The organism is Aneurinibacillus sp. Ricciae_BoGa-3, from assembly GCF_028421645.1.
Taxonomy (GTDB): domain Bacteria; phylum Bacillota; class Bacilli; order Aneurinibacillales; family Aneurinibacillaceae; genus Aneurinibacillus_B.
In genome coordinates this window covers 3,152,508-3,177,461 of the sequence record NZ_CP116887.1, presented here as the reverse complement: position 1 = coordinate 3,177,461, position 24,954 = coordinate 3,152,508, and the positions used below count along the sequence as shown (strand labels likewise).

General features: G+C 42.7%; 23 protein-coding genes and 1 pseudogene. 17 read left to right on the top strand and 7 right to left on the bottom strand.

The genetic code is table 11. The features are described from left to right. Positions 1-229 precede the first annotated feature (229 nt). Positions 230-478: pseudogene (locus PP175_RS16060) on the top strand (MBL fold metallo-hydrolase); the annotation flags it as partial. A gap of 180 nt (positions 479-658) precedes the next feature. Here PP175_RS16060 and PP175_RS16055 read toward each other — a convergent pair. From PP175_RS16055 to PP175_RS16045, 3 genes are all read right to left on the bottom strand, one after another. Beyond that, a complete protein-coding gene (locus tag PP175_RS16055; RefSeq protein ID WP_272439340.1) occupies positions 659-1,846 on the bottom strand; it encodes an MFS transporter in 1,188 nt (395 codons plus the stop codon). A 42-nt stretch (positions 1,847-1,888) separates the two neighbouring features. Beyond that, positions 1,889-3,172 carry a VTT domain-containing protein gene (locus PP175_RS16050; RefSeq protein ID WP_272439339.1) on the bottom strand — a complete coding sequence of 428 codons (1,284 nt, stop codon included), beginning with the start codon at positions 3,170-3,172 and terminating at the stop codon, positions 1,889-1,891. A gap of 404 nt (positions 3,173-3,576) precedes the next feature. Then, the gene (locus tag PP175_RS16045) at positions 3,577-4,860 is read right to left on the bottom strand and encodes an IS110 family RNA-guided transposase (protein ID WP_272438740.1); all 1,284 of its coding nucleotides are present in this window, start codon (positions 4,858-4,860) and stop codon (positions 3,577-3,579) included. Positions 4,861-5,186: 326 nt separating this feature from the next. On the opposite strand from PP175_RS16045, the gene PP175_RS16040 reads away from it, so the two are divergent. From PP175_RS16040 to PP175_RS16020, 5 genes are all read left to right on the top strand, one after another. Then, positions 5,187-5,756, top strand: a complete 570-nt coding sequence (locus PP175_RS16040; protein ID WP_272439338.1) for an undecaprenyl-diphosphatase — start codon at positions 5,187-5,189, stop codon at positions 5,754-5,756. A 185-nt stretch (positions 5,757-5,941) separates the two neighbouring features. After that, on the top strand, positions 5,942-6,496 hold the full coding sequence (locus tag PP175_RS16035; RefSeq protein WP_272439337.1) for an RNA polymerase sigma factor: 555 nt from the start codon (positions 5,942-5,944) through the stop codon (positions 6,494-6,496). Continuing rightward, positions 6,497-7,003, top strand: coding sequence for an anti-sigma factor family protein (locus PP175_RS16030; RefSeq protein WP_272439336.1), 507 nt, complete (start codon positions 6,497-6,499; stop codon positions 7,001-7,003). A 154-nt stretch (positions 7,004-7,157) separates the two neighbouring features. Continuing rightward, the gene (locus PP175_RS16025; RefSeq protein WP_272439335.1) at positions 7,158-7,850 is read left to right on the top strand and encodes a DUF8173 domain-containing protein; all 693 of its coding nucleotides are present in this window, start codon (positions 7,158-7,160) and stop codon (positions 7,848-7,850) included. A gap of 383 nt (positions 7,851-8,233) precedes the next feature. Beyond that, entirely contained in the window at positions 8,234-11,356 is a 3,123-nt protein-coding gene (locus tag PP175_RS16020) for an efflux RND transporter permease subunit (RefSeq protein WP_272439334.1), read from the top strand. 294 nt (positions 11,357-11,650) lie between these two features. Here the strand turns inward: PP175_RS16020 and PP175_RS16015 are convergent, their stop codons facing one another. Then, on the bottom strand, positions 11,651-12,034 hold the full coding sequence (locus tag PP175_RS16015) for a four-helix bundle copper-binding protein (protein WP_272439333.1): 384 nt from the start codon (positions 12,032-12,034) through the stop codon (positions 11,651-11,653). 154 nt (positions 12,035-12,188) lie between these two features. Here PP175_RS16015 and PP175_RS16010 point away from each other — a divergent pair, with 154 nt between their 5' ends. The 4 genes from PP175_RS16010 to PP175_RS15995 all read left to right on the top strand — a co-directional run bounded on the left by PP175_RS16010 (position 12,189) and on the right by PP175_RS15995 (position 15,958). Further along, entirely contained in the window at positions 12,189-12,818 is a 630-nt protein-coding gene (locus PP175_RS16010; RefSeq protein WP_272439332.1) for a nitrite reductase, read from the top strand. A gap of 272 nt (positions 12,819-13,090) precedes the next feature. Continuing rightward, positions 13,091-13,789 carry a response regulator transcription factor gene (locus tag PP175_RS16005; RefSeq protein ID WP_272439331.1) on the top strand — a complete coding sequence of 233 codons (699 nt, stop codon included), beginning with the start codon at positions 13,091-13,093 and terminating at the stop codon, positions 13,787-13,789. Beyond that, entirely contained in the window at positions 13,786-15,189 is a 1,404-nt protein-coding gene (locus PP175_RS16000; protein ID WP_272439330.1) for a sensor histidine kinase, read from the top strand. The genes PP175_RS16005 and PP175_RS16000 overlap by 4 nt, the downstream gene beginning before the upstream one ends. A 160-nt stretch (positions 15,190-15,349) precedes the next feature. Beyond that, positions 15,350-15,958, top strand: coding sequence for a YdhK family protein (locus PP175_RS15995; protein WP_272439329.1), 609 nt, complete (start codon positions 15,350-15,352; stop codon positions 15,956-15,958). Between the two features lie 122 nt (positions 15,959-16,080). On the opposite strand, the gene PP175_RS15990 is transcribed toward PP175_RS15995, so the two are convergent. Then, positions 16,081-17,025, bottom strand: a complete 945-nt coding sequence (locus PP175_RS15990; RefSeq protein ID WP_272439328.1) for a polysaccharide deacetylase family protein — start codon at positions 17,023-17,025, stop codon at positions 16,081-16,083. A gap of 182 nt (positions 17,026-17,207) precedes the next feature. Between PP175_RS15990 and PP175_RS15985 the strand changes: the two genes are divergently transcribed. From PP175_RS15985 to PP175_RS15955, 7 genes are all read left to right on the top strand, one after another. Further along, positions 17,208-18,050, top strand: coding sequence for a polysaccharide deacetylase family protein (locus PP175_RS15985; RefSeq protein ID WP_272439327.1), 843 nt, complete (start codon positions 17,208-17,210; stop codon positions 18,048-18,050). A gap of 382 nt (positions 18,051-18,432) precedes the next feature. After that, complete coding sequence (locus tag PP175_RS15980; protein WP_272443289.1) at positions 18,433-19,200, top strand: ribonuclease HII; 768 nt, start codon at positions 18,433-18,435, stop codon at positions 19,198-19,200. A gap of 43 nt (positions 19,201-19,243) precedes the next feature. Continuing rightward, positions 19,244-20,929 (top strand): hypothetical protein, encoded by a 1,686-nt coding sequence (locus tag PP175_RS15975; RefSeq protein WP_272439326.1) that lies wholly within the window; start codon positions 19,244-19,246, stop codon positions 20,927-20,929. Continuing rightward, entirely contained in the window at positions 20,926-21,192 is a 267-nt protein-coding gene (locus tag PP175_RS15970) for an EscU/YscU/HrcU family type III secretion system export apparatus switch protein (RefSeq protein ID WP_272439325.1), read from the top strand. Before PP175_RS15975 ends, PP175_RS15970 begins: the two co-directional genes overlap by 4 nt. Beyond that, positions 21,192-21,560, top strand: coding sequence for a YraN family protein (locus PP175_RS15965; protein ID WP_272439323.1), 369 nt, complete (start codon positions 21,192-21,194; stop codon positions 21,558-21,560). The genes PP175_RS15970 and PP175_RS15965 overlap by 1 nt, the downstream gene beginning before the upstream one ends. Before the next feature lie 415 nt (positions 21,561-21,975). After that, on the top strand, positions 21,976-22,494 hold the full coding sequence (locus PP175_RS15960) for a reverse transcriptase domain-containing protein (protein WP_272439322.1): 519 nt from the start codon (positions 21,976-21,978) through the stop codon (positions 22,492-22,494). Continuing rightward, positions 22,491-22,715, top strand: coding sequence for a group II intron maturase-specific domain-containing protein (locus tag PP175_RS15955; RefSeq protein WP_272439321.1), 225 nt, complete (start codon positions 22,491-22,493; stop codon positions 22,713-22,715). Before PP175_RS15960 ends, PP175_RS15955 begins: the two co-directional genes overlap by 4 nt. Before the next feature lie 369 nt (positions 22,716-23,084). Here the strand turns inward: PP175_RS15955 and PP175_RS15950 are convergent, their stop codons facing one another. Together PP175_RS15950 and PP175_RS15945 are read right to left on the bottom strand one after the other, a co-directional pair. Further along, positions 23,085-23,234 (bottom strand): sporulation histidine kinase inhibitor Sda, encoded by a 150-nt coding sequence (locus PP175_RS15950; RefSeq protein WP_272439320.1) that lies wholly within the window; start codon positions 23,232-23,234, stop codon positions 23,085-23,087. 187 nt (positions 23,235-23,421) lie between these two features. Further along, positions 23,422-24,954, bottom strand: a complete 1,533-nt coding sequence (locus PP175_RS15945) for a YifB family Mg chelatase-like AAA ATPase (protein ID WP_272439319.1) — start codon at positions 24,952-24,954, stop codon at positions 23,422-23,424.

Below are 24,954 nucleotides of genomic sequence, written 5' to 3'. Positions count from 1 at the left end.
AGGTTCTGCTTTGCGTAGCCCTATTCGTTTTTATTGGTGGAACCAATTGTTTAAGGATTTCATCTTTTATTCTTTTGGTGGAAAAATTCAAAAGAGGTTTTAATTCCTGATGTATAAAGAAAATAAAGTTGGTAACTGAAAAAAATAGTTGCTAACTTGCCCCTAATCTAATTACGGGTGTTTTAGGTAAAAATATATCGGAGGTAGGTGTTTTCGTTAAATAAAGATTATACGCGGCAACATACCAATGAATATAAAAACACAAGCAGGTGTATTGCTCCAAGAGGGCGATCGAATTGGCTCTCTACTTTCATTGGCAACACCAGGTCATACCCCCGGTTCGATGCTTTCCTCGATTTGCGTAACCGTATTTTATACGCGGGTGATGCTTTTCAAACAGCAGGCGATATTGCGGTGGCTGGACAATACTTATCCAGCTCTGGGAACATGGAACAAGCTGATTTCGGTGGAGAGTGCTCATACATAAACAATGGATGGGTAATGGTCAGGTGTGGACAATGTATTACCAGACATTTTCGAAAAAATCTGGTTATAAAATCTGGGGGCAATTTCGGCTGTTAGGAAACGGTGCATACCATACGTTTTTGTAGTAAATCACCATAGTAATAAACAATAAAAAAGACTGATTCAAATAGAATTAGTCTTTTTTATTGTTTATATGCTGTACCGTATCCACACTCATGATGGATTCCTTTTTAAGCAAAAGTGTTAAAAGTAAAGCTGTAACGATAGCTACACCGCTGTTTAAATAAAAAGATGAAGCTGCACCAAAACGATTCCAGATAAAACCTGTAAGTAGGGATGCAGGTAATAATCCTATTCCTGTTACCATTGAATACAACCCGAGTGCCGTCCCTTTTAGGTGCCCTGGCGCAACATCGGCAACAAGAGCTTTTTCTATACCTTTTGTGATTCCTGTATACACACCATACAATCCAAAAAGCAACCAAGTCCATTGAACAGAAGAAATAAGGGCAAATCCAAGGTAAACGATACCATACAAAAAATATCCTGAAATCAATAACTTTTTTCTTCCCCATCGATCAGAAAGAACTCCTACAGGAAAAGAACAGAAAGAACCCACCAGATAGAACATTAAATACAGAAGAAGAACATGGGCGGTTGAAACTCCTAGGGTAGATGCACGTAGTATAAGAAATTGATTCGATGAATTAGCTAGTGTAAAAAGCAAAATGATAATAAGTAGCCGTTGTCCATTTTTGTCCAATTTTCGCCAGCTTAGATCAATGTGTTTCTTTTTCAAGATTGTTTTATCTTTTGGTTCTTTAATAAAAAAGAGCAGGAAGACTCCTATCACCACAGGCACCATGGAATACTGAAACACAGATGGGTAGTTAAAGCTTGCTCCGTAAATCATTGCGTAGGCTATGAGTACGCCAAGTGCAGAGCCGAGCATATCCATCATCTGTTGGATTCCAAAAGAACGACCGTGTTTCCCTTTTCCTCCAGATTCTACAATCAGCACATCTCTGGGTGCAGTTCGGATTCCCTTGCCAAACCGATCGGAGAATCGCCACAAAAACACACCCAACCACGAATTTGAAAAGATAAGCAATATTCGTCCCACTGCGGATAACCCATACCCGTAAATCGCCAGTTTTTTTCTGTTTTGCATTCGATCCGCAAGATACCCGGTGAGAAACTTCAACAGACTGGCAAGGCTTTCTGTGATGCCTTCGATAACGCCTATGCCCAGCGGCGTGGTGCCCACCGATGCAAGAAATAAAGGGATTAGTGGGTATACCATATAGGTTCCCATATCCGTAAAAAAACTGACAAAAGACAGAATCCTGATGTTTCTCATTGGACTGCCTCACCTCCATTTCGTATTAATTTTATAGGAATGCTAGAAAGTCTTTTTAAGCAGACGGAAAATTTCCATGAGAAAAATGGTTAAGCTCAACCATACGCCTCCGAACACATATCCTGCAACAGTTCCGCTAGGAGACTCGGTACCAAAGTATATCCCGTTTAACCCAATTACAAATAAAAAGAGAAGTGTTAGCAACGAAACAAGAATCGATATGGATGGTTTTATTGAAGCGCGTGCAAGCACAAAAGAGGTAAAACCATACACAATGGTTGCCATGAGTGTTTGCTCATTGGGAAATGGATACAGGCTGCTTCCTACATTGGGAGAAGGATGAACAACCGTAAAAACATGTCGGAGAAGTTGCTTCCAAAGTTCACCTCCTCCAACCGCGATAACCAAAAACCCCGCCTCGACCACTCGTTCTTTTCCCTTCAAACAAACCCATACAAAAGTTAAAATGCCAAGAATCCATAGCATCTTAGCTGATGCGAGTAAACCGAATGCATCCATCCATGGTATCCAGCTTTTATCAAATATTAAACTCACTAGCACAGATACCACTGCATTAAAATCTTCAAATTCACTGCTTAAATAATCTTGAATTAAACCGCCCATAAAAACAACAAGTCCAAGAAAAACGGCAGCGATCGCAAGTATAAGAAGCCTTACTCTACGGAGGGAATGAAACAAATGTATCCCCTTGCTTAAACCATTCGTTAGCTTCTCCTTAATCCGTTCCTTATGTTTCTTATAAGCATAAACAACTGCAATTACCACTGCCGCAATGATTCCGGCTATCAGCAAATATTTTTTGATGGAGTTGTGAAAATGTTCCCACTGTGGACCTAACACTTTGCCTAATGAAATAAAAGTGCCGGTGTATAATAAAGCGCCTAGATAGGCATACAAGGCAAAGGTACGAAAGCGAATTCTGGTTATGCCGGAAAAGTAACCCGTAATGTGGCGAACACCTGGGATAAAATAAGCGATAATCAGCATCTTATTACCGTATTTCTCAAACCACTGGGATGTTTTTTCTAACTTTTCGGGTCCCATATGAAACTTATGCCCGTACTTTTTAAAAAAAGGGGTGCCTAACTTGAACCCTATCCAGTAGGCAATTGATATCCCAATACAGCATCCTATCCATGCAGTGAATATACTCAGTATCCAATTCAGCTTCCCCTGGAACACAAGGACACCCGTGTAACCCATCAACACTTCACCTGGCACAGGAACCGCAATAAGCTCTAATGTAAAGGAAATTAGCAATACGATATATCCGTAATGGTTCATTAACGTTGTTAGATACCCCAAAAGTTTCCCTCCCTCTATAAAATAAGTTTTTCTCTTGAATACTCTTATTTTCTCAGTATTTCTTGCAAGTCAGCAAACGTTATAAAACCAAAAATAATAAGAAGTGGTTTTATATGGATAGAAGAAAAGGGCAAAAACGGGGTGACCGAATTTTCTTATAAAAAATAAAAATTATGGTAGCACAATGGATCTCCACAATAGCCCAGGTGGTGTACCCTCCCATGTCTCACGGGGTCCTTACGGCCCTTACATTCCTTCGTTCTACCTATCCGTGGGGTGGAGGCTGAAAAAGCTCCTTTGCAGGGTCAAATGCCCGAATGGTAAAAAATAACGCTCAGCTTCTCCGTGCTTACTTTTTTACAATGATGAATGAGAAAAACTAAGTATGTTCAAGAAAAAATAGATTACGCAACGTTTATTTTAAGTGCATGTTGAGATGGATTACTCACAAGCGTAGCGTCATATGGCTGTTGTTTGCGCCCTAATGCAAAGAAAATACGAATCAATTTACAACATAAAGCAATAAGCGACTGCTTCTTACGAAGCGGGTTCACAGCTCGGGTAGTAAACTCATGGTGTAGGGCTTTAAACTGCTGGTTTTTAGCGACAAGTGGCATCACACATTTAAACAGGAGGGCACGCAGTTTCGGACGACCTCTTTTCGTAATACGGGTTCTGCCTTTATGCTTGCCTGAACTGTTTTCTTTTAAATTAAAGCCAGCTAATTTTTGAATCTGACGAGGGTGAGAGTAACCCATAAGATCCCCGACTTCCGCAAGGAAGCCTGCCACTGTAACCAGTCCTATACCAGGGATCGTCATCATCTGAGCGGATCCAGGAATCTCTTGAATCAGACACTTGATTTGTTCCATACACGCTTCAAGCTGTTCACAAAGCAACTTGTGTTGGCTCAACAGAGCTTGGAGTCCTTGTCGGGCCATTCTTACTCCAGACTGAAGCCCGATAGACTTCTGAGCCACTTCAATAAGCTGAGAGGCTTTTTTTATCCCAACAGCACGTTTAACCTCAACTCTCCACACTTGGACAATACCTTCTGCATCTCGCTGTACAATATCCTCTGGTAAAGGAAAATGACGAAGTGTAGATTGCGCTGCTTTTCCCTCCCAATCTTTAAAGACTGTTAAAAACTCAGGGAAATAGCGATCTAGCCAGTTGTGAATTCGCCCTTTAACTTGCAATAAGTCTTTAGATAGCTGTTCTCGTATGTTCATTCCGACACGAAGTTCGGCATAGATTCCTTGCGGAATCTGGGGTTCAGAGTAACGACCATCTTTCATAAGTTGTGCAATGACACGGGCATCTTTCACATCATTTTTGGTTGGTGAGTTATCATCAAGTTCTTTACTACGCTTAACGTGCAGCGGATTAACCAGAACAACGGGAACGCCTTCGTGACGTAAAAACTGAGCTAGAGGCATCCAGTAGTGCCCCGTCGGTTCCATTCCAAATAAAACGTGAGTTTTACAATGGGCTTCCATAAGCGAACGTGTCCATTTCCACAAATGAGTAAATCCAGACCGTGAGTTGTCAAACGTACAAGGTTTCCCAATTTCGATGCCTCGATAATCCTGCGCCCTCGCAACATGTTTGTGCTTGGCGATGTCAACCCCTACCACTAATGTAAACTCATTCATTTGCTCGATACGCTGATTTTGCTTATAATTCATGGTGTGTACCTCCTCTGTTATTTAAAGGTCGCCTGCAGGCTGACACCTCGTATGTTAACAGGAGGTACTTTTTTTATCGAACCTCAAATTTTCCCTTAACAGGAATGCTCCTTATATATATTTGCATCTTCGACGGTTTATCGTTTTCACATCATTTGTACCTTATACTCTTTTTACCCTACATAAATAAAAGACGAAAACTCGTATGCAGTAGTTCATTTTCAAGGTAATTACACATGCATGTGGGATTTAAAAATAAAAATGAACTTTTTGGGCACGGTAATACGTCTTGTATTTATGAATGACAAAAGAAGGTGAGGTCTATCATGAATTATTATTTGTTTCATTTAGTTAACCAATGGGCAGGCAAATTGTCGTGGCTTGATGCAATCATGTGTTTTATCACGAATTACGCGCTTGTTATATATGCCCTAATATTAATTGCCATTTGGCTTGCCGGAAATAAAATGGATAAACGATCGGTACTTTACGCGGGAATAACCGGGGTACTTGCTATCGTATTCAATTTAATTATTAGCAAGGTATACTTTGAACCAAGACCGTTTATTACGCACCATGTTAATCTGCTACTTCCGCATCCCAATGATGCATCTTTCCCGAGTGATCATACATCCGGTGCATTTGGATTAGCTATCGCTATGTTAATGTTTAAACCCAAATGGGGATATGGAATGCTCGTGTTAGCCGTTTTAACCGGATTTTCTCGAATCTTTGTTGGACACCACTACCCCGGCGATGTTCTTGGTTCAATTATTGTAGCGATCATTTCCGCTTTCCTCATTAGTAAAGGAAAGAGGTTATTAGAGCCCGTGGTTCGTTTAGTAATAGCTATATACGAAAAAGTTACTTCCCGTCTGCCCTTTGTTTCGCATTAAATATCAAGCTGTAAGTCTCATTTCAGTCAGCGAAAGAGGCTGGAAAACCATCTAAAAGAGTTAGGGAACACTAGCTCTTTTCAGTGGATTAATAAGGTTGATAAAGAGCGATACTGGAATAATAGACCTTATTCATGCACGATTTAAATTTAAGGGTTCGAAATGAGGATGTGGAGGGTTGTTTCATGGTTAATCCCGATATTGAACCTGTGATTCAATCCGCCATGCAGGGAAATCGGGAAGCTTTTACAGAAATCGTACACCGATACCAGTCATTTGCTTTTCGTTTAGCGTATGGCATCTTAAATGATCGAATGGAGGCAGAAGATGCTGTACAGGAGGCATTTACCAAAGCGTTCTTTTCGATAAAAAAATTAAAAAGCGCGTATGCTTTTCATTCATGGCTCTCACGTATTGTGACGAATAACTGTCTTGACCGTTTAAAAAAAAGGCGTTCTACCGTTCAATCCGAGGATATAGAAAATATGGCACATTCACAATCCTTGGTTCAGGAAGAACAATTGCAATCAATGAACCGTCTATCCCTGCAAGAAGCACTTGCCCAACTTTCGCCTGAAAAGCGTGTGGTTATTGTTTTGAAAGAAGTCCATGGATTCGACTATCAGGAGATTGCAGATCTATTATCGATTCCACTTGGTACGGTTAAATCAAGATTGCATACTGGCCGTCTACAGTTGCGTCAGTTCCTTTTACAACAAGCTGACGAGGAGGGAAAATAATTGAGTGATGTACATGTAGTGGACCAGTTATCGGATTTCCTTGATAAGGAGCTGCCCAAGGAGGAGGAACAAAGGGTTTCAGAGCACCTGCACAGATGTCAATCTTGCAGGGCGCTGTTTGAAGACTTGAAATTAGTATCTACAATAATTCATGAAGATTTTTTAACTTATACAGCTTCGGACAATCTAACAGATCGTATTTTCGCCGGAATAGAGGAATCACAAAGCCTATTAAGTAGAAAACGGTGGGTTATCGGCACTGCACTGACCATTCTCATGAGTGGGCTGCTTATATTTATCGGGCTATTATCTGGTTGGGGCTTGTTTGAAGGGAAAATCCTTTATCTATTTATGCATGTTGCCTATCGAGCATTGTCGGTGTTAACTTTGCTTGTCGGTGAGAACACTATTTTACTTGGAGAACTTTTATTAATTAGCTCAGCTATAATGATTTTCGGCGTTTGGAGTCTAAAGAAACTGTTGAGAAATTTCGCTATGAATGGGTGAGTATGTGAAACACTTAGTGAAAATTGCAGTTCCATACCTTGTGATGATTGTATGTGTTGTTTCTTTTGTTTTGCTCTCTTCGAAATCGGCTTTGGCAGCATTACCGAATACGATGATTCGAAACGCTCCCACGACTATTTCGGAGGGACAATCAATGGAAAGCTTGGTTGTCATTGGTCATAATGTAACCATTTCTGGTACTGTCACCGATACAGTCTTTGTGATTAATGGGGATGTGCAATTGACAAGAACGTCACATACGGGGGTGGTTATTGCCCTCGGTGGTACCGTAAGACACGAGAGTGGAGCCGTCGTACAAGACAGCATAAGTCTTGATTTTAACAATACCTTATTGAACAATGTCCTAATGGCGCTTGTGATCATGGTGGGATTTTGGGGCATCCGAATAGCACTTAGTGTTGTATTACTCGTTGTTCCAATTTTTGTTGTACTCTTATTTCGCAATCACCTTCAAAAATCGATTGATCTACTAACGCAATCCGCAACAAGATTGGGAGTCATTGGTCTCGTTTTATCTGTTCTTGTAGTCGTTGTAAGCAGTTTGATTGGACTTACTATCATCGGATTGCCAATTACCGTCATTCTTATCATTCTCTTATTAGTTATCGCTTCCTTTGGATATGGTGTGGTTGCTTTTCATGTCGGTGATGTGCTTTTGCATGATCGGTTTAAACGTGATGAGCCTTGGTTTACTACCTTGTCAGGAGCAATCTTTATTACGGCTTTAAGTAACATCCCAGTTCTCGGTTGGATTCTTCTTTTTATTGTAATGTGTATCTCCGTAGGTGTTTCAGTTGTCCGTCTTTGGCAGAGACGAATCAGATGAAGGATAGTTTGTGGAAGGAGGGAAAATGAGTATGTTCAGTATTGTGGCATCAGGTATTGTATTGGTGGCAACTGGCGTTCTGGCTATGTCCTTAAACGTTTTGTGGAGAACCGCTGTAAAACAGATCAATCATAACGGTTGAATGGTGAGGCTTAAGTGGAATGCTTCTATAGGAAATACGAAATCCTCCTTATCGGTTAAAAAAGGGGGATTTTTTTATGAGCAAAAAAACTTTTGTTGAAATGAACTTTTTGCTCCTTGCCAGCCGTCTTGTTAAATGAACAGCTAGCTTAGGGATTTTGTGTGCACAGCAATTCCAAGTTCAACAAAAGACAATATGAGGAGGGAATTTGAAGTTTTAAGTTAACTTCAAAAACGAAAATATGAAAAAAATAATTGAAGCGACGATGCAACGAGCAGTGCTTCTCCTGGTATGCATCATCCTTATTGTTGCCTGGGGAGGAATTTCAGCGTTTCAGATGCAGCGTGACTACCTTCCAAGCATAAATAACACCACACTGCTTGTCTCACTTCGTACTCCTTCTTATCAAGCGGATCAGATTAAACAGACGATTACGGACAAAGTGGCGGATGCTGTTCTTTCAACGGATGGACTAAGCCACCTAGAGACGACTTCCTACGACGGGGGACTTCTCATGAATTTGTATTTCCCGATGGATTTTGATATGGCCCATGCTGAGAACCAGGTGAAACAAGCACTGGAGAGCGCCAGTCTTCCGGATGGTGTAAACCAACCCACCGTCACGCGTGTAACTACGAACTCTTTTCCAATTTTAAGCTACAGTCTATCCAGTGATCGCATTGATGGAACTGCACTTCGATCTACGGTTCAGGCTACTATTACAAAACAGCTTAAATCAGTACCAGGGGTTGCCGATGTACAGGCTATTGGTGCTGCGAATGCTGGGTATGTGATCACTGTACGCATGCACGATCTCAAAAATTATGGACTTACCGTAGATGACCTAAGCAAATCTCTTTCATCCGCTATGCCTGCCTGGGCATCCGGTTCAATTCCTAACGGTAAGTCTTCCGTGCCGATTACTATTCAGGGGTTAAACTGGAGTGATCAGCAGGTTAAAGACATCTCCATTCAAAATAAGCAGGGAAAAACGATACCTCTTTCTAGTGTTGCAGATGTGTCTCATTCTTTAACCGATGTTAAGACGGTTTCAAGAACAAATGGAAAGCCAAGTGTTCTGCTTAATGTATTAAAGACGCCGTCAGCCAATATAACAGATGTATCGGACCGTGTTCAGCAGCGGGTCGCACAAATCGCTCCCATCAAGAACGGAGATGTTTCTCTCACTGTTATGCTTGACCGAGCACATGAGCTAAATGCTTCACTTTTAGGATTGGTTCGCGAGGGCTTGCTAGGCTGTGTATTCTCGATGGTTTGTGTGTTCCTGTTCTTCCGAAATGTACGTTCCACGTTGTTGATTGCAGTGTCTTTACCTATCTCCCTGCTGGGAACCACCGCTGTCCTTAAATGGATGGGGATCACGCTTAACATCCTTACCGTTTCTGGACTCATCGTTGCCATGGGAAGAATTGTAGATGATTCCATTGTCATTTTGGACAATATTTATCGAAGAATACAGGAATCAAAAGGAAATCCTGATAAAACAATGCTGCAAACAGCTGTTTCTGCTGTGAATGAAATGGTACCCGCGATTTTCGCATCTACAGCGACTACCATTGCAGTGTATGTGCCCATTGCCTTGGTAGGTGGCATCATCAGTGCATCGTTTTCAGGATTCGCCTGGTCAGTTGTCACAGCACTCGTTGTTTCTTTCTTTGTTGCCATACTCGTGATCCCATCCTTTTTCTTTATGGGATGGAAAGGGGTTAGTGGTGAAGCAGTAACACTTGAATCAAAAATGAAACCTTTTCTGAATTTCGCTTTTAGAAGAAAGTCTGTTGTCATACTCTCTTCGATTGTGCTTTTTGTGGGTGCCGGAATTTACTCCTCCTTCTTACCGGTGAACTTTTTGCCAAGTGCAAAATCAGGTCAGGTGGCAGTGAAAATTGAGTTGCCAAAAGGAAGCTCATTAGCTCAGGTTGATTCAGAAGTGAAGAAAGCAGAAAATGTTCTTCGGTCTAATCCTAACGTAGCTGCCTACTCCGCTACCTTTGGTTCAAGTTTTGAGCCACAGAGCGATGATGTATTCGATCAGGGCGGCGGTTCCATCGCGCAACCAAATGTCGCCAATTTATCTGTAACACTTAAGGACAAGAGCCAACTTACTTCTGTCATTGCCAGTCTTCAGTCTTCTCTTTTGCCACTTTCAAACAAAGCTAACTATACTGTGTCAAATCAGAATATTTCTGGCGATGATTCGCAGTTAAAAGTGATGCTTACAGGTCCGGATCAGAAATCAGTAGATGAGGCAGGACAAAAAATCCGAACTGCATTAGTACACATCTCCGGACTCAGTGTAGATGGAAAAGTGGATATGACAAATGGAATGCCGAAGTATACAGTTGCGCTTGATCAAAATAAAATTAATCAGGCTGGTGTAAAGCTCGATGATATTACACGCATCTTCACTCGTTACTTCAACCAGCCGAAAGATTTCTCAATTACCACGAGCGCTCGTGCGATTCCGGGGGATATGTATCTGGATCAGTTGCAGCAAAAAAGCAGCGGTGCAACCCTGAATGCTACAGATCCATCCAAACTAGTCGCTTCGCTTGGTGCTGAGACAGTTACCGGAAAGAACGGACAAAAAATTCGCTTAGATCAGCTTGCGACTATTACCACAAATCACACACCTTCTTCTATCCAGGAGCGTGACGGGCAGCCATATACCTCGGTGACAGCTCAGATTACATCAAACGATATGAGTGGTGTGTCCGCTCAAGTAGAGAAAACCCTGGAACAGACATCTCTGCCCAAAGGCGTCACGTTCTCATTAGGCGGAATTTCAGACCAGGTAACACAAATGATTGTTGACATGTCAATAGCTTTGGCTTTCTCTGTCCTGCTTGTCCTGTTGATTACCAGCGCTGTCTTTAAAGGATGGAGAGCACCTCTTGCCGTTCTTCTTAGCATTCCACTGGCATTGAGTGGGGTCGTACTGAGTCTTATTCTCTTTGGAGGAGAATGGAACCTGGCTGCGTTGATCGGTGTACTGATGCTTGTAGGTATTGTGGTTACAAATGGTATCGTTATGATTGACAAAATTGAGCGTAATCGGTTAGAGGGAATGGAGCTCCGTGACGCTATTATTCGCGGAAGCTTATCCCGGGTACGTCCGATTTTCATGACGGCTGGAACGACCATTTTGACTCTTTTGCCGCTAGCACTTACACATAGCACAGATACAGTCATTTCCCAAACACTTGGAATAGTAGTCATCGGAGGGATGATTACTTCAACCCTCAATAGTTTCCTTGTTATTCCTGTTATTTATGAATGGCTGCAGAGTCGCAAGGTTGAGAAACACCAATCTCTTATTAAGTCATCTGAAAATCTAGCCTAGGAATAAGGTTGATGACCTTATAGAGTAGGAAACGCACGCAATGCGTCAGCCGATTTGGCTGGCGTATTTTTTAAGGTCATACTCTTTTAAACACGGAGCCGTAAAAAAGCGTGGCACATCATGTGTGTCACGCTTTTCATGTCAATAACCTGCGAATTACTTTTCGAATAGACGGTCTGAACCATTTGCTATTCAGTTTCCAATTTCGTGTTTTGCACCTCTGAAGGGAACCCCTTCACGAAGCAGAAGAGGTTTTAATTCCTGATTATTCATCACTACTATGATCAAAATCAATTATTCCCAGTTTGGATCAGCGCTCCCGACTCCCATTACAAATGCTCGGCATTCTGCTGCGCAATGTAGGCAGACGCGGGCACACAGTTGCGATGCTTCATCTGGGAATTGCAAACAGTAAGTTCCGCAGGTTTCACAAATACGTGCACATTTCTTAGCAAGCGATTTGGAAAACATGCTGTTACGTGCGATATACCTCGCAGTTGAATCACAAATATCAGCGCAGTCACGGAGTAAGTCAATTTGAGTCGTTCTAGCATAAACATCGGGACTGTGAAGAAACATCTTTCCCATGTGTTCACAGTGAGATGCACAATGTTGTATCGTTCTCAGTACCGGAAACATCTTGTAAATAAAACCACCCATCATATACATATCTTCCATTTGATTTCCCCCTAAATGGTTTTTTGCACGCTCCATCATATGTCACGGCATATGACCTGACTCTAGACATAAGCCCATATATTTAATAGTAGCGCGAAGTTGTTGAGAACCATTTTCTTAGAATAAAGTAGAAAGGGTGAGGAGATTGAACAAAGTGAGTCTAGCAATAAGCCCCGAAATTAGAGTGGGTGGATCGGTTTTTACTTCAGAGGATTTAATGGAAATTGCAAAAGTAGCCGGAAATGATGTCAAAATTGAGTTGACCACTTTTCAACAACTTATTATTGAAATAGAGGCAGAACAGGCAGAACAGGCAAAGCGACAGTTAGAGGAGCAAGGGCTGTGTGTCTACCAAACAGGTTCGGTTGTGGAGAATCTGTCTGTATGCAATTTCTGTAAGGGAGCAGAAATTGAAGGGTTAGATGCTGCGCGGAATGTAAATGAGGCGATCGCTGGGATTCCAACCCCCTTCACGATGAGAGTGGGCTACTCAGGATGTCCCAATGCTTGTGGCGAACCATTGTTAAAGGATATAGGGATTGTAAAGCGGAAGCAATCCTTTGACATTTACATTGGAGGTACACCGAAAACATTAAAAGCGGGTACAGCAAAATTATTAATGGAACAGGTTAATGAGACAGAACTGCCTGAATTGGTTAAGAAACTCATTACTTTGTATCAGCAATATGGATTAAAGAAAGAGAAATTTAATGAATTCATTAGTCGTCACGGAATGGAAAGTATCAAAAAACAATTGAGCATCCCAAAGGATTCCGTTGGCTAAACCAATTTTCCTCAGATATTGGTATGAAAACTCCTGATGAGCGAAACCATCAGGAGTTTTTCACATTCCTTGATACAATTCTGCATTTCAGCGGTGGCCATATGGATCCCTCCCTGTTAAATACTTGGTAAGACAACACTAATCATGTACCTCTTTCACTGTGCGTGAAACGAAAGTGCTCTTCATATTTTCTTCAAATTTTTGCAGTATAAAGGAGAAAGGATAGATCCAAAAAAATAACCTTACACTAACGCGGTTAAGAGGGTGGACAAGTGCAGCAACAAACAGTGATCTTAATTGTGGACGATGAACAACCGATGCGTCAGCTTCTTTCCGTTTATCTCAGTCAGGTGGGCTATAGAACAGAAGAAGCTGCTTCTGGGGAAGAAGCATTAACTGCGATTCGAAAAAAAAGATACCAGCTTATTCTGCTGGACGTAATGATGAAGGGAATGAGCGGATGGGACTGCTGTGAAACCATTAGACAAGAAACAACGATTCCCATCATTATGTTGACCGCAAGGGAAGCAACAGGAGATAAAGTACAAGGGTTGCGTTTAGGAGCGGACGATTACATCACAAAGCCTTTTGACAAGGAAGAGTTGTTGGCGAGGGTTGAAGCCATGCTGCGTCGCAGTCAAATGCACAGTCAAGATGCATCCCCTAGTTACAATATGTTAAGACATGATGGGATTACGGTAGACGTAGATAAACGTGAGGTTTTTTATAATGAGCAGCGACTTTCTTTAACACGAAGAGAGTATGACATTTTATATATGCTTATGAAAAACAAAGGTCAGATTTTTACTCGGGATGATTTGTTAGCCCTTATCTGGACAGATCGTAGTGTGGAAGATTACCGCACCGTGGATACGCATGTCAAAAATCTTCGCGAAAAACTAAGAGCTGCGGGAGCGCCAGCACACGATGTCATCAAAACGGTATGGGGGGTGGGGTACAAATTCCAATGAACCGAAAACCATGGATCGATGTGGTACGTAATCATGTATCTTTGAAACTTGGATTCTTATTGTTATCCATTTTTTTTATCATTCTATTTTCACTTGGAAGCATTCTTTACTCTCTTTTTCTTAACTTCTACCTTTCCCATGTAACGGGAGAATTGACACAACGAGCACACAGCCACGCAATGGTGCTAAGTGATCACTTTGAAAGCATGACGATTAGCCATGTACTGCGCATGGAAAAAGGGTCAAGTAATATGGTGGTGATTCAAGATCGTTACAACAATGTCCTTGGAAGTTCCGGTGAAATAACCCCACAGAAATGGACATCTCTGTCACACTCCCATATTGGATTAATAACGCCAATTGTGAGCGAAGATTGGAAAGCGAAGCCGTTCCTGGTTTCGCAATATCCTGTGTTACAGAATGGGGAGACCATTGGTGAAGTCACCATGTTTAGCCCGACGGCTCCTATTCGTGAATCGGTCAATTTTCTTCGCAACATGTTACTAATTGCAGGCGGCATCACCTTAATTATTGTAGGAGGGCTCCTCTTTTTTATTTCTCGAATGATTGTTCGACCACTTGTTCAAATGAAAAAAGCCACGGGGGAAATTGCAGAAGGGAAGTATTCAATAGAACTTCCTATAAAAGGTAATGATGAGGTCGCACAGCTTGCTGAATCCATTAACGATATGTCTCATCGGATACGCTTTTATCAGGAGCAACGGAATGAATTCCTGGCAGACATTAGTCATGAGTTACGAACCCCTATTACCTATTTAAAGGGGTACTCGGATATTTTGTCTCAAATTGATCTACCCGTTGAGGAACGTTTGCAGTATGTAAAAATTATTGGTGAACAAAGCAGCCGATTGCAACGATTGGTGAAGGATTTATTTGATTTATCTCGTATGGAACAAGGGGATTTTTCATTTCACATCAACCGATTTCGGATTGATGAGGCGGTTACGGATGTGCTTTCGTTGGTAGAAGTTTCAATGGATGACAAGAACATTCATCTTGAATACTTTCCTCCCGAGACTCCTTTATTTATTGAAGGGGATAGAGAAAGAATTACGCAAGTGTTGATTAACATTCTGGAAAACGCCAGAAAGTATACGCCACCTGGTAGTAGTGTTTATGTGCGAGTCGCTAAAAACGACAACAGCGTTGTCATAGAGATTGAAGATACAGGACCAGGTATTCCTGAGTCAGAAATTGCTTATGTCACAGAACGGCTGTATCGAGTGGAAAAATCGCGATCGAGGGAAACGGGAGGATCGGGAATAGGACTAGCTATCAGTAAAGAAATTATCGAGAAACATCATGGTACCTTAAGGATAAACAGTGTCGAAGGACACGGAGCTGCTTTTATTATTCAATTACCGGTCGCATTAGGATAACACTGATTGTTTCTTCATAATTTCTTCAAACATTCGGTTCTCCACAGTTTCTTCACAAGTTAGAGGTAGACTAATAAATAGGGATGGTTGGGCTGCAAATGACTACCCACTTTTGTTAGTTCATGCAGTTCAATTTGATAAATATGGAAGGAGTCAAGGCATGTCGAAAATCAAACCAATTTTAATATCTTCAGCGTTGTTATTCCTTCTAGCTGGATGTAGTTCGAATAATAACCAAAATGCCAATCCAAATACGAATCAGGGTAACAAGAGCCAAGGGAATATGAACCAAGGCAACATGAATCACAATAGCATGAACCATGGCAACATGGATATGAGCCATTCGTCTTCAGGTGCAGTTGCTAAAGGGTTAAAAGAAGCGAAGAATCCCGCATTCAAAATAGGAAGTCAAGCCATTATTCAAGCAGACCACATGCCTGGCATGAAAGGTGCAAAGGCAACGATCGTAGGTGCTTATGATACCACAGTGTATTCCGTTACCTATACCCCAACTACTGGTGGACCGAAAGTGACGAATCATAAGTGGGTTATTCATGAAGAAATTAAAGATGCTGGCAGCCAACCTTTCAAACCGGGTGAAAAAGTTACATTAGAGGCTGATCATATGCCCGGAATGAAAGGTGCTCCTGCTACTGTAGATACAGCGCAGCATACGACGGTGTACATGGTTGATTACACGCCAACAACTGGTAGACAACCAGTGAAGAATCATCAATGGTTAATCGGCAGCGAACTTTCAGCTGAATAATTCAGACAAATCATACATAAACCACCAAGATAGTTTGGTGGTTTATACATAGCATTAAATGGGGTTTGTCAAAGATCAGAAAAACAACCAGCCAAACGTGGACTGGTTGTTTTTCTGTAAAATCATGCCGGAACTTGTTTTGAAGCGACATGGTATTTATCGTTAATGCGGTTTACTATCAAACCAATAATTTTTTTAAATTCCTTAAGACTTGTATAAGGATATACTCCGTATCGAGGCAGTTCATATATAGGACTGCCTGGATAAACTTTTCCTGCATGGGTGGTAAATGCCAAATGCAATCCTTCTTGTTTCAGTATATTGATCGTGTAAGGATTGTATTGACCGTACGGATAAGCAATATATTGACCATGTGTTAATTCCTTCGCTGTATGGATGTCGTTTTTAACCGCAGACAGTGGTTGTGCGACAAACCAACTTTTCTTACCCATCAAACGGTGAAATTTATGTGCATGTGGTTGATAATCGAACACATCGCTATATTTTGGTAGTTCAGTCCAGCTAACATGATTTAACTTATCCGGGTTAAATGCATCTGGTTTTTGATGCATCGATCCGGTCATTAGAAACAAGGTTGCTTTGTAATGATAGTGTCTGAGTACCGGCGCTGCATACCGGAAATTTGATTCATACCCGTCATCAAACGTTAAAACAACACACCTCGCTGGTAGCTTTATTTTTCTAGTGACGTATTGTTCAAGCGTAGGAAGTTGTATCACCTGGTAGTTATTATCATAAAGGATTTTCATTTGTGCTGCAAACTGCTCAGGTGTAATTACCGCCGCGTTGTTTCGAAACTTCTTGTTTTCTTTTGGCTCTAAGAAATGGTGATACATCAGAACAGCAACACCTGGTACCGTTGTATCCATTGTAGTCTTTTCGTATGGTTTATCGGGAAAGATCGGATAACCGAATGAAGTCACTTTAGGTGTGATTTTTGCTGGAGCATTAACTTCTTTATCTTTTGGGATATAAGTATTACTACAACCAGTAAGCATACATAACGCAAGTAAACCGGAAAAAACAAATTTCATGTTCTGTGTCAATTTAATTCTCCCCATTTATTAACAATTGGAGTTTCTTTTAGTTCGTGTCCTTATTTTAGTACGCAAAAATGAAGATTTAATAAGGATTTAATAGTTATAGGGAGAAATTTGAAATCTAATTCTATCTTAACAAAATCCGTGTACGATACAGCTAAAGAGAAAAGAAGAAAAGGGGAAAAAAGTTGAAACCAAAAATAAGAGCAGTCCTGATATGGTCTGCAATTGGTGGTTTGGCACTGATCGTTATTATCAATTTTATTTTTAACCATGCAGCCACATCTTCTGCCAGTCCTACAAATGTAAGTACATTAAAAGGAGACACGAATAAAGAACAACAGAAGGAGCTTCAAAAAAGAAAGACCCCATTACCGATAACCGTTACCGAGCAAGGGAATGTTGCATTACCACTAGGTAAATTAATTGATAATATTCCTACAAAGGATAACAAAACGGTATATTTGACCTTTGATGATGGTCCTGGAGTGTACACTAAAGAAATTGACTCCATTCTTCATCAAAATGGTGCCCATGGTTCGTTCTTCTGGATTGAAGACCAGGTCACAAATGATCTCGGTCAGTTTGGTCATCAAATGCTCCAGCAAGGTGATGTAATTGGCTCTCACACGATGCATCACGATGCCCTTGGTAAGGAAAGTGCTGAACAACAACAACAGGATTTGACCAAGTCAGCCGACCTGATTGGAAAGAAAATCGGTCAAAAGATTGTTTACATGCGTCCGCCTTATGGCTCAGTAAACAAATATACAAAAGTAGTGACCAAAGGCATTGGCGAATATATCATTTTTTGGCAGGTGGATAGTCTGGATTGGAGTTTATCACACAAACCAGAAAAAATCCTTAGTAATATCGAGCATGAAGGTGTGAAACCAGGATCCATAATTTTAATGCACGAACGGAAACAAACCGTTAAAATGCTTCCACAAGTCATTCAGTATTTGCATAGCAAGGGATATAATATGGCGGCACTTCCTGCGTCTCCTAATCCTAAAAATGAAAAAAGATGATAAATAATATCAAACGTAGTGTTTTAAAAAAGAGTGAGAGCTACTCCAGTATCAGCGGGTTATTAATAAGCTAAAATCACGAATTTTAGTTCTAGTTGACAGATAGTTGCATTCGAAACAGAAAAGTTTACCGAAAAGCGGTAGACTTTTTTTGTTTGTTCTGCAATCCTCTTTTCGAGAAGAGCATACGGGTAAATATCTTTACGAAATATTAAATAAAAAAATAATAAATAGGGCGAGAACGCTTCTTTTTTGTAATTGAATAAAGGATAATCTTCACTCTTTATCGAAAACCTATTTTAAAATTTGTGATAAATAGGAGATGGATATCTTTGTATGTTGATAATGTACGAAAAGCTCTAGGTGAGACAAGTTAATGGATATACATAAAATGACGATAAAAGACATAAAGAATTTTCTTGATGCACGCACGGAGATTGCTGCGCAAGAGGAAGACTTGCTGAGGGCTGATGATCGCACCGGTGTGAAAGCAGTCTTTAGTGCCTGGGAAAAACGCAAAGATAAAGAATCTGCTCTGCGTGCGCGCTGGGAAGAAATGAGCCGAATTGAACGGGAGTTGTGGGCGTCTGGGCATGCATACATTGCCGGTATTGATGAAGTGGGCCGCGGCCCGCTTGCAGGGCCTGTTGTGACGGCTGCTGTTGTACTGCCGCAGAACTTTTATCTACCGGGTCTAAATGATTCAAAGAAAGTTCCCGAACGGCAGAGAAGAGAAATGTATGCCCATATTACAGCGAATGCAGTAGCCTATTGTGTAACAAGCTGTGGTCCCGACATCATTGATCAGATCAACATCTATCAGGCCACGCTCCGGGCGATGGCGCAAGCGGTGGCCAACCTGGCTGTAACTCCGTCTATTACCCTCAATGATGCAGTAAAAATTCCACATTTAACAGTTGAGCAGAGGCCGATTATCGGCGGAGATGGCAAAAGCATTTCGATTGCTGCCGCATCCATTGTAGCAAAGGTAGAGCGCGATGCCATGATGGCAGAATACGATAAACAATTCCCGGGATACGGGTTCGCTGCAAATATGGGGTACGGAACGGCTGAACACCTTGCTGCATTGCGCAGGCTAGGTCCTACCCCGATCCACCGCCGCAGCTTTGCCAGGGTCATTAACGAATAGAGAGTATAGGACCATAATTTGCTGGGAAAGGAGGGCAGCTGCTGTGATACATAATTCACTCATAACCGGCTTGTTGAATCAAATATCCCCCGGGAATCTAACGCAAATTGAGCTTCGTGCCGGTCAAATTATTAAAGGAACGGTGCTAAAGCTTTACCCGGATAATCATGCTGCAGTGCAGCTGGGCGGGATCACGGTAACAGCGAAGCTCGAGACTCCCCTGGAAATTGGGCAGAAAACGTGGCTGCAGGTGCAGCCTGGCGCGGGTCCCGTAACGCTAAAGGTGATTACACGGCCAAATGAGGCGAACCAGGCGTCAGAAGGGACGATGGAGGGATTGGTTAAAGCGCTCGGAATAAAGTCTACCCCGGGCAATGTGGGGCTTCTTAATAAGCTGGTCCAAGCCAACATTGCCTTGAAACCAGAAAACTTGAAAAGCTTTTTACAGGCAGTGGGACAAGTGGGAGACGACGCCGAAACGGTGAATGCAGCGATTGTTGCGTTAAGAAAGGGGCTGCCCCTGACAAAAGAAACACTGCTGGCACTTCGTACATTCAGTGACAACAAAAATGTGGGGTCCATGGTGGATCGGCTGTTAACGGACACAGGCAGTCTGCTGCAATCAGCGGACATGAATCAATCGCCTGAATTAAAAATGAAATTCCAGCAATTTTACACAAATTTACAAAACATGAAAAGTTCACTTGTTGAGCTTGCCGCAAGTATTTCGAAGGGCGAGTATGCACCAAGTACGGAGGCTGGCAGCCCCGATAACATTCACGCGGATAGGGGCCAGCCTCAACCGGCGCAGCCGGGGACGCTGCTGGCAGATGAAGCAGCTAACCGTTCCTCCTCTGCTGACCGCCGAACCATCGCGAATGATCTGTCAGTCCATGGTGAGCTCGCAGCTAAACAGGATAAAGAACAGCAGATCCTGATCCAGAAAGCGGGCCGCCAGCAGCAAATAGCAGGCAAGCAGGAAGTTGGTGGCCTTCAGGAAACGGCTGGATCGCAAGAGGTTCAGCAGCAAACCGGTGCCCAGTTGGCAAGCAATTCGAATCTTTCTGCTAGAGCCCAGGACCATCCTATTCAGGAGCTGTTTAACCGGATGGGGATCAACTATGAAAATGATGCTTTTCGCGGTTTCAATGGCAGTGGGAGTTCTGCCGAAAGCAAGCAAATCGAAAACTTAAAAGCCTCGGTTTTGCAACTGCTTGACCCTGCGGATGCCAACCCTATCCCACAGCAAATGAAAGAAGAGATGCAATCCCTCGTTTCGCATATCACCGGCCAACAATTGATGATGGCACCGGATGCCGGTTCCCCGTTAATTCAGCTGATGCTGCATGTACCCATGCCTGGTGTTCACAATGCGAATGCGGTTATCCAGCTGGAATCCCGCCAGAAGGGTAAAGGGAGCGTGGATCCTGACAACTGCCGATTGTTTTTTTATTTATCGATGGATAATCTTGGCGAGACAATGCTGGATGTCTCGATAGTCAATAAAATACTATCCATAATTATTTATAACAATAGAGCAGATGTTTCAGCGTTAATCCAGGCAACGCGACAGGATTTGGAAAAAGAGCTCTCTGATAAAGGCTATAAGTTATCGAGTGTGCGTGTGCTGCCAGTGAAGGATGAGAAGCAGGAGGGCGCAAACTTTGCACAGAAAACGGGCTACTCAGCAGGGTTTGCGGGCTATAAGGGGGTAGATTTTCGCGTATGAAAAAGCGTAAAGAAGCTGTTGCGATTCGCTATAATCCTGAAGAGGCTGAGGCGCCGTATGTTGTGGCGAAAGGCAAGGGGATTATCGCGGAGAACATTCTTGCACAAGCGCAGCAAAACAACGTCCCCGTACAGGAAGATCCTTCACTAGTCCAACTTCTCGGGCAGCTGGAGCTCAACCAGCAAATACCTGGCGAGCTGTATCAAGTTGTCGCTGAAATTCTCGCTTTTGTTTATCGGACAGATAGGCGGGCTATAGACTAATGGAAGATAAACCAGGAAGTTCTAAACGCCAACTGCTTGGCAGACTTGGAGAAGAAACCGCCCGGAAATATCTGGAAGAAAAGGGTTTTGTTTTTCAGCAAGCCAATTTTCGCACGAAAAACGGGGAAATTGATCTGATCATGCTTGACGGCAACCAGCTCGTATTCATCGAGGTGAAAACGAGAAAATCTTCGTTGTTTGGCCATGGAGTAGAAGCGATAACCCCCCGGAAGCAGAGCAAAATACGGGCGGTTGCTATAGAGTACCTCCAGAAGTACAAAGGCCAGGCTGGTATCCGGTTTGATGTCGTGGTACTTACGTACACCGGACAGCAGCTGGACATATTGCATATTCCTTACGCCTTTTAGCTCAAGGGTATGCCCTGATAGCAGCCGTTTTCGAAAGAAAATATTTTCTCAAACACGGGCTGTTGTACCCGTCCTTCTCAAAGGAGCAGGCATACAATGGGGTAAGCTCGACATCAACCTCCTCTTTTGATAGGCTGCTGAACTTCAGCAGTCTTTTTTTATATGCGCTTTTTTATATGCGCTTTTTTATATGCGCGCCCAGCCAAGCTAGGCACAACTAGCCGGTGAAAGTCCGGTCGAGGTAAGAACCAAGTCGCCTCGTAGCTATCAGGCAACTGGTGGAGAAATCCTAAGGTTGAAGCCCTGTGAAAACGTAGCCCCGCAAGGGGAGCAAGCAAAACAGCAGACCGTAACATGAAGTGAATCCTGCCGCATCGCCAAAAAGAACCTGAAAAGGACAAGGGAGAGCCGAGCCTTGCGAATATGGGCGAAGGCCAAGGAACGTGTGAAGAGCTTGGAAGCGCAGCATGGAAGAACTCTCCGGTGTATGGGGATCGGTATGTTGTACGAGACTGCAATCGGAAGTCCACAAGGTGGTGTCATTTCCCCTTTGTTAGCCAACATTTATCTTAATTACCTGGATACGATTTGGGAGAAGAAATTCACCGAACTCGGCACGCTGGTGCGATATGCCGATGATCTCGTTATCTTGTGCAAAACCAAGAAACAAGCCTTAGAGTCGATCAGCGTGCTCAAAGCTGTGTTCTCAAAACTGGAGTTACAAATGAACACGTCTAAATCCAAACTGGTCAACCTATGGGGGGATCAAGAAGGTTTCGATTTCCTGGGGATGCATCACCGGAAAATTCCAAAACAGATTAAAGGAATGGAGCGCCATATCCTAAGAAGCTACCCTTCGAAGAAGGCCATGAAGAAAATGAAGCAAAAGGTAAAAGAGTCACAGAGCCGAGAAATCGACTGTTCTGGACGATGAATCAGATGGTTGAAGAACTTAATCCACGCATACAAGGGTGGAGAAACTACTATGCCTTGGACTCGTTTGCCAATAAATTTCTAAATAAAATCGACTGGTACATTCGAAAGAGACTGACACTGTTTTGGAACAAGAAACTGAATCGTCGTAAAAAACATCATAAATTCGGACTGGTGGGCATCATGGCTCAAAAATCTGGATTAAAGAAACTTGTGGTCTGAGAAAGTACCGTAAAGCGGAGGAAAGAAGAACATCGGAAAGTTGGATGAGGGAAAACCTCACGTCCGGTTTGATGCAGGGGGAGCTGGAAAAAGTAAAAGCGGACTTTCGTCCGCAATGAAATTTCAGTTCTCTACTCAACATGTTACTTTAAAGTGTTAAAGTAATTGTTTATTCTTATTGTACCAGCGTGATTTTTATGTTGATCAACATAAAAAAAGATTGTTCACCCGGTTCCCAAGTGATCAATCTTTTTGCAGAGTTCGTTTATCGCATCGGCTTAAGGAAATCTTTCTTTCAATGTATCAGAGCAGCTTCGCTGTTACCCCCCAGTCACAGTATGCTGCATGCCATTTCGATGTTGCAGTAGACTATACAATTAAAAACCGAGGTTCTTGGATCTCCGGCAGATTCCTTCTTTGAATTTCGCTATACAGCAGCAGGATGAAATCTTTTTCAAGCTTTAGTTGTATGGCCTTAAAGTACGCATCAAGGAGCACTTCATCCGAGAGTAAATTCATATTAAGCCCCCCAGTGTTCACCTTTTTCCATATTGTAGCACCGTTTTATGTACAGAACAAGCGTTCTGTTATCCACAATGGGTTGTTAATAACCTGTGTATGAAATCTGCTGAGACGTGAAATTTCCTGCTCCCAGAAGAATCTCTGTTGTAGATATAGTTATCCACAGAAAAAATTGTCGAAACTTTTATTTCTCCCAGTAGCTTTGATCCAGGCTGCGATATTGTAAAGCTTCTGAAATGTGGAATTCGGTTACCTGTTCATCAGCGGATAAATCGGCAATCGTTCTGGCCATTTTAAGAATTTTATCATAGGAACGGCTGCTCAAACCTAGTGTCTCATACAGGTTAGAAAGCCACATCTTCGTGGAAGAAGTAAGGGGTATGTAATGGCCGATAAACCGCCCGTATAAATCAGAGTTAAAGCGAAATGGCGTTCCTTCATAACGGTTTCGCTGAATCTCTCTTGCTTTAATGACCTGCTTTTGCATTTCTGCCGACGTTAATGAACTTTGGGCATTCAGTTCGTGCAGGTTTATGCGCGGCACTTCAATCTGTACATCTATCCGGTCTATCAAAGGTCCGGAGAGCTTTTTTCGGTACCGTTTGATTTCACTGGGGGTGCAGGTACATGTATAGGTGGGCGATTCAAATCCCAATGATCCACAAGGACAAGGATTTAATGAGGATAATAGTAAAAAATGGCAAGGATATACAATTTTAGCACCTTTACGCACGAGAGTAATATACTTGCTCTCCAAGGGCTGGCGCAGCAACTCCAGCACGTTGCGTGAAAACTCGGCGATTTCATCCAGAAAGAGAATTCCGTTATGGGCCAGACTCATTTCTCCAGGCAGTGGATACGCTCCACCGCCCGCGAGTCCAGCCGCTGTACTTGAGGAATGAGGCGATCGGAATGGCGGAAGCTTCTCCCTGCCTATCCGCTGCTTAAGCAATCCGCAGGCACTGTATATCGTATCGACTTCCAGAGATTCCTCTTCACCTAAAGGCGGCATAATGGTGTGGAATCGTGAGGCAAGCATGGTTTTCCCGGTCCCTGGCGGGCCAACCATTAACAGATGGTGAAAGCCCGCAGCGGCTACCTGGAGAGCGCGCTTGGCCTGAGTATGGCCTTTTACATCGCTGTAACATTCAACGGATTGAATCGGCGGCTGTCCAATGACACACCTGTTGGAAGCTGGAATGTCTTTACCACCGGATAAATATTGGATGCAGTCTGTTAATGAGTGGCTGCGAACCATCGGTATTGGAATTCGCTCGGCATTTTCCGGGCTTCGGCGGGGGAGTATGACCCCTGATAAATGGTGTTTTTTTGCGGCAAGCACCATCGGCAGAATACCGTGAATGGGCCTCAAATTGCCTTCTAGTGAAAGTTCACCAAGCACAATCCAGTCCGCGAATTCCGGGTGTATGTTAATTTGTCCGCTAGCAGCTAATATCCCCACAGCAATGGCGGCATCGAGCATGGATCCGGTTTTTCTCAAATCGGCTGGCGCTAAATTAATCGTGATCCGTTGAAGGGGAAAGTTAAACCCGCTGTTTTTGATAGCGGCTTTAACCCTGTCTCTTGCCTCTTTGACAGAGGATGCTGCGAGGCCGCTGACTTCAAAGGATGGCAACCCGTTGGAGATGTCTACTTCTACCTCTACAATAATACCTTCGATGCCGAACACAGTGGCACTAAGTACGCGGACAAACAT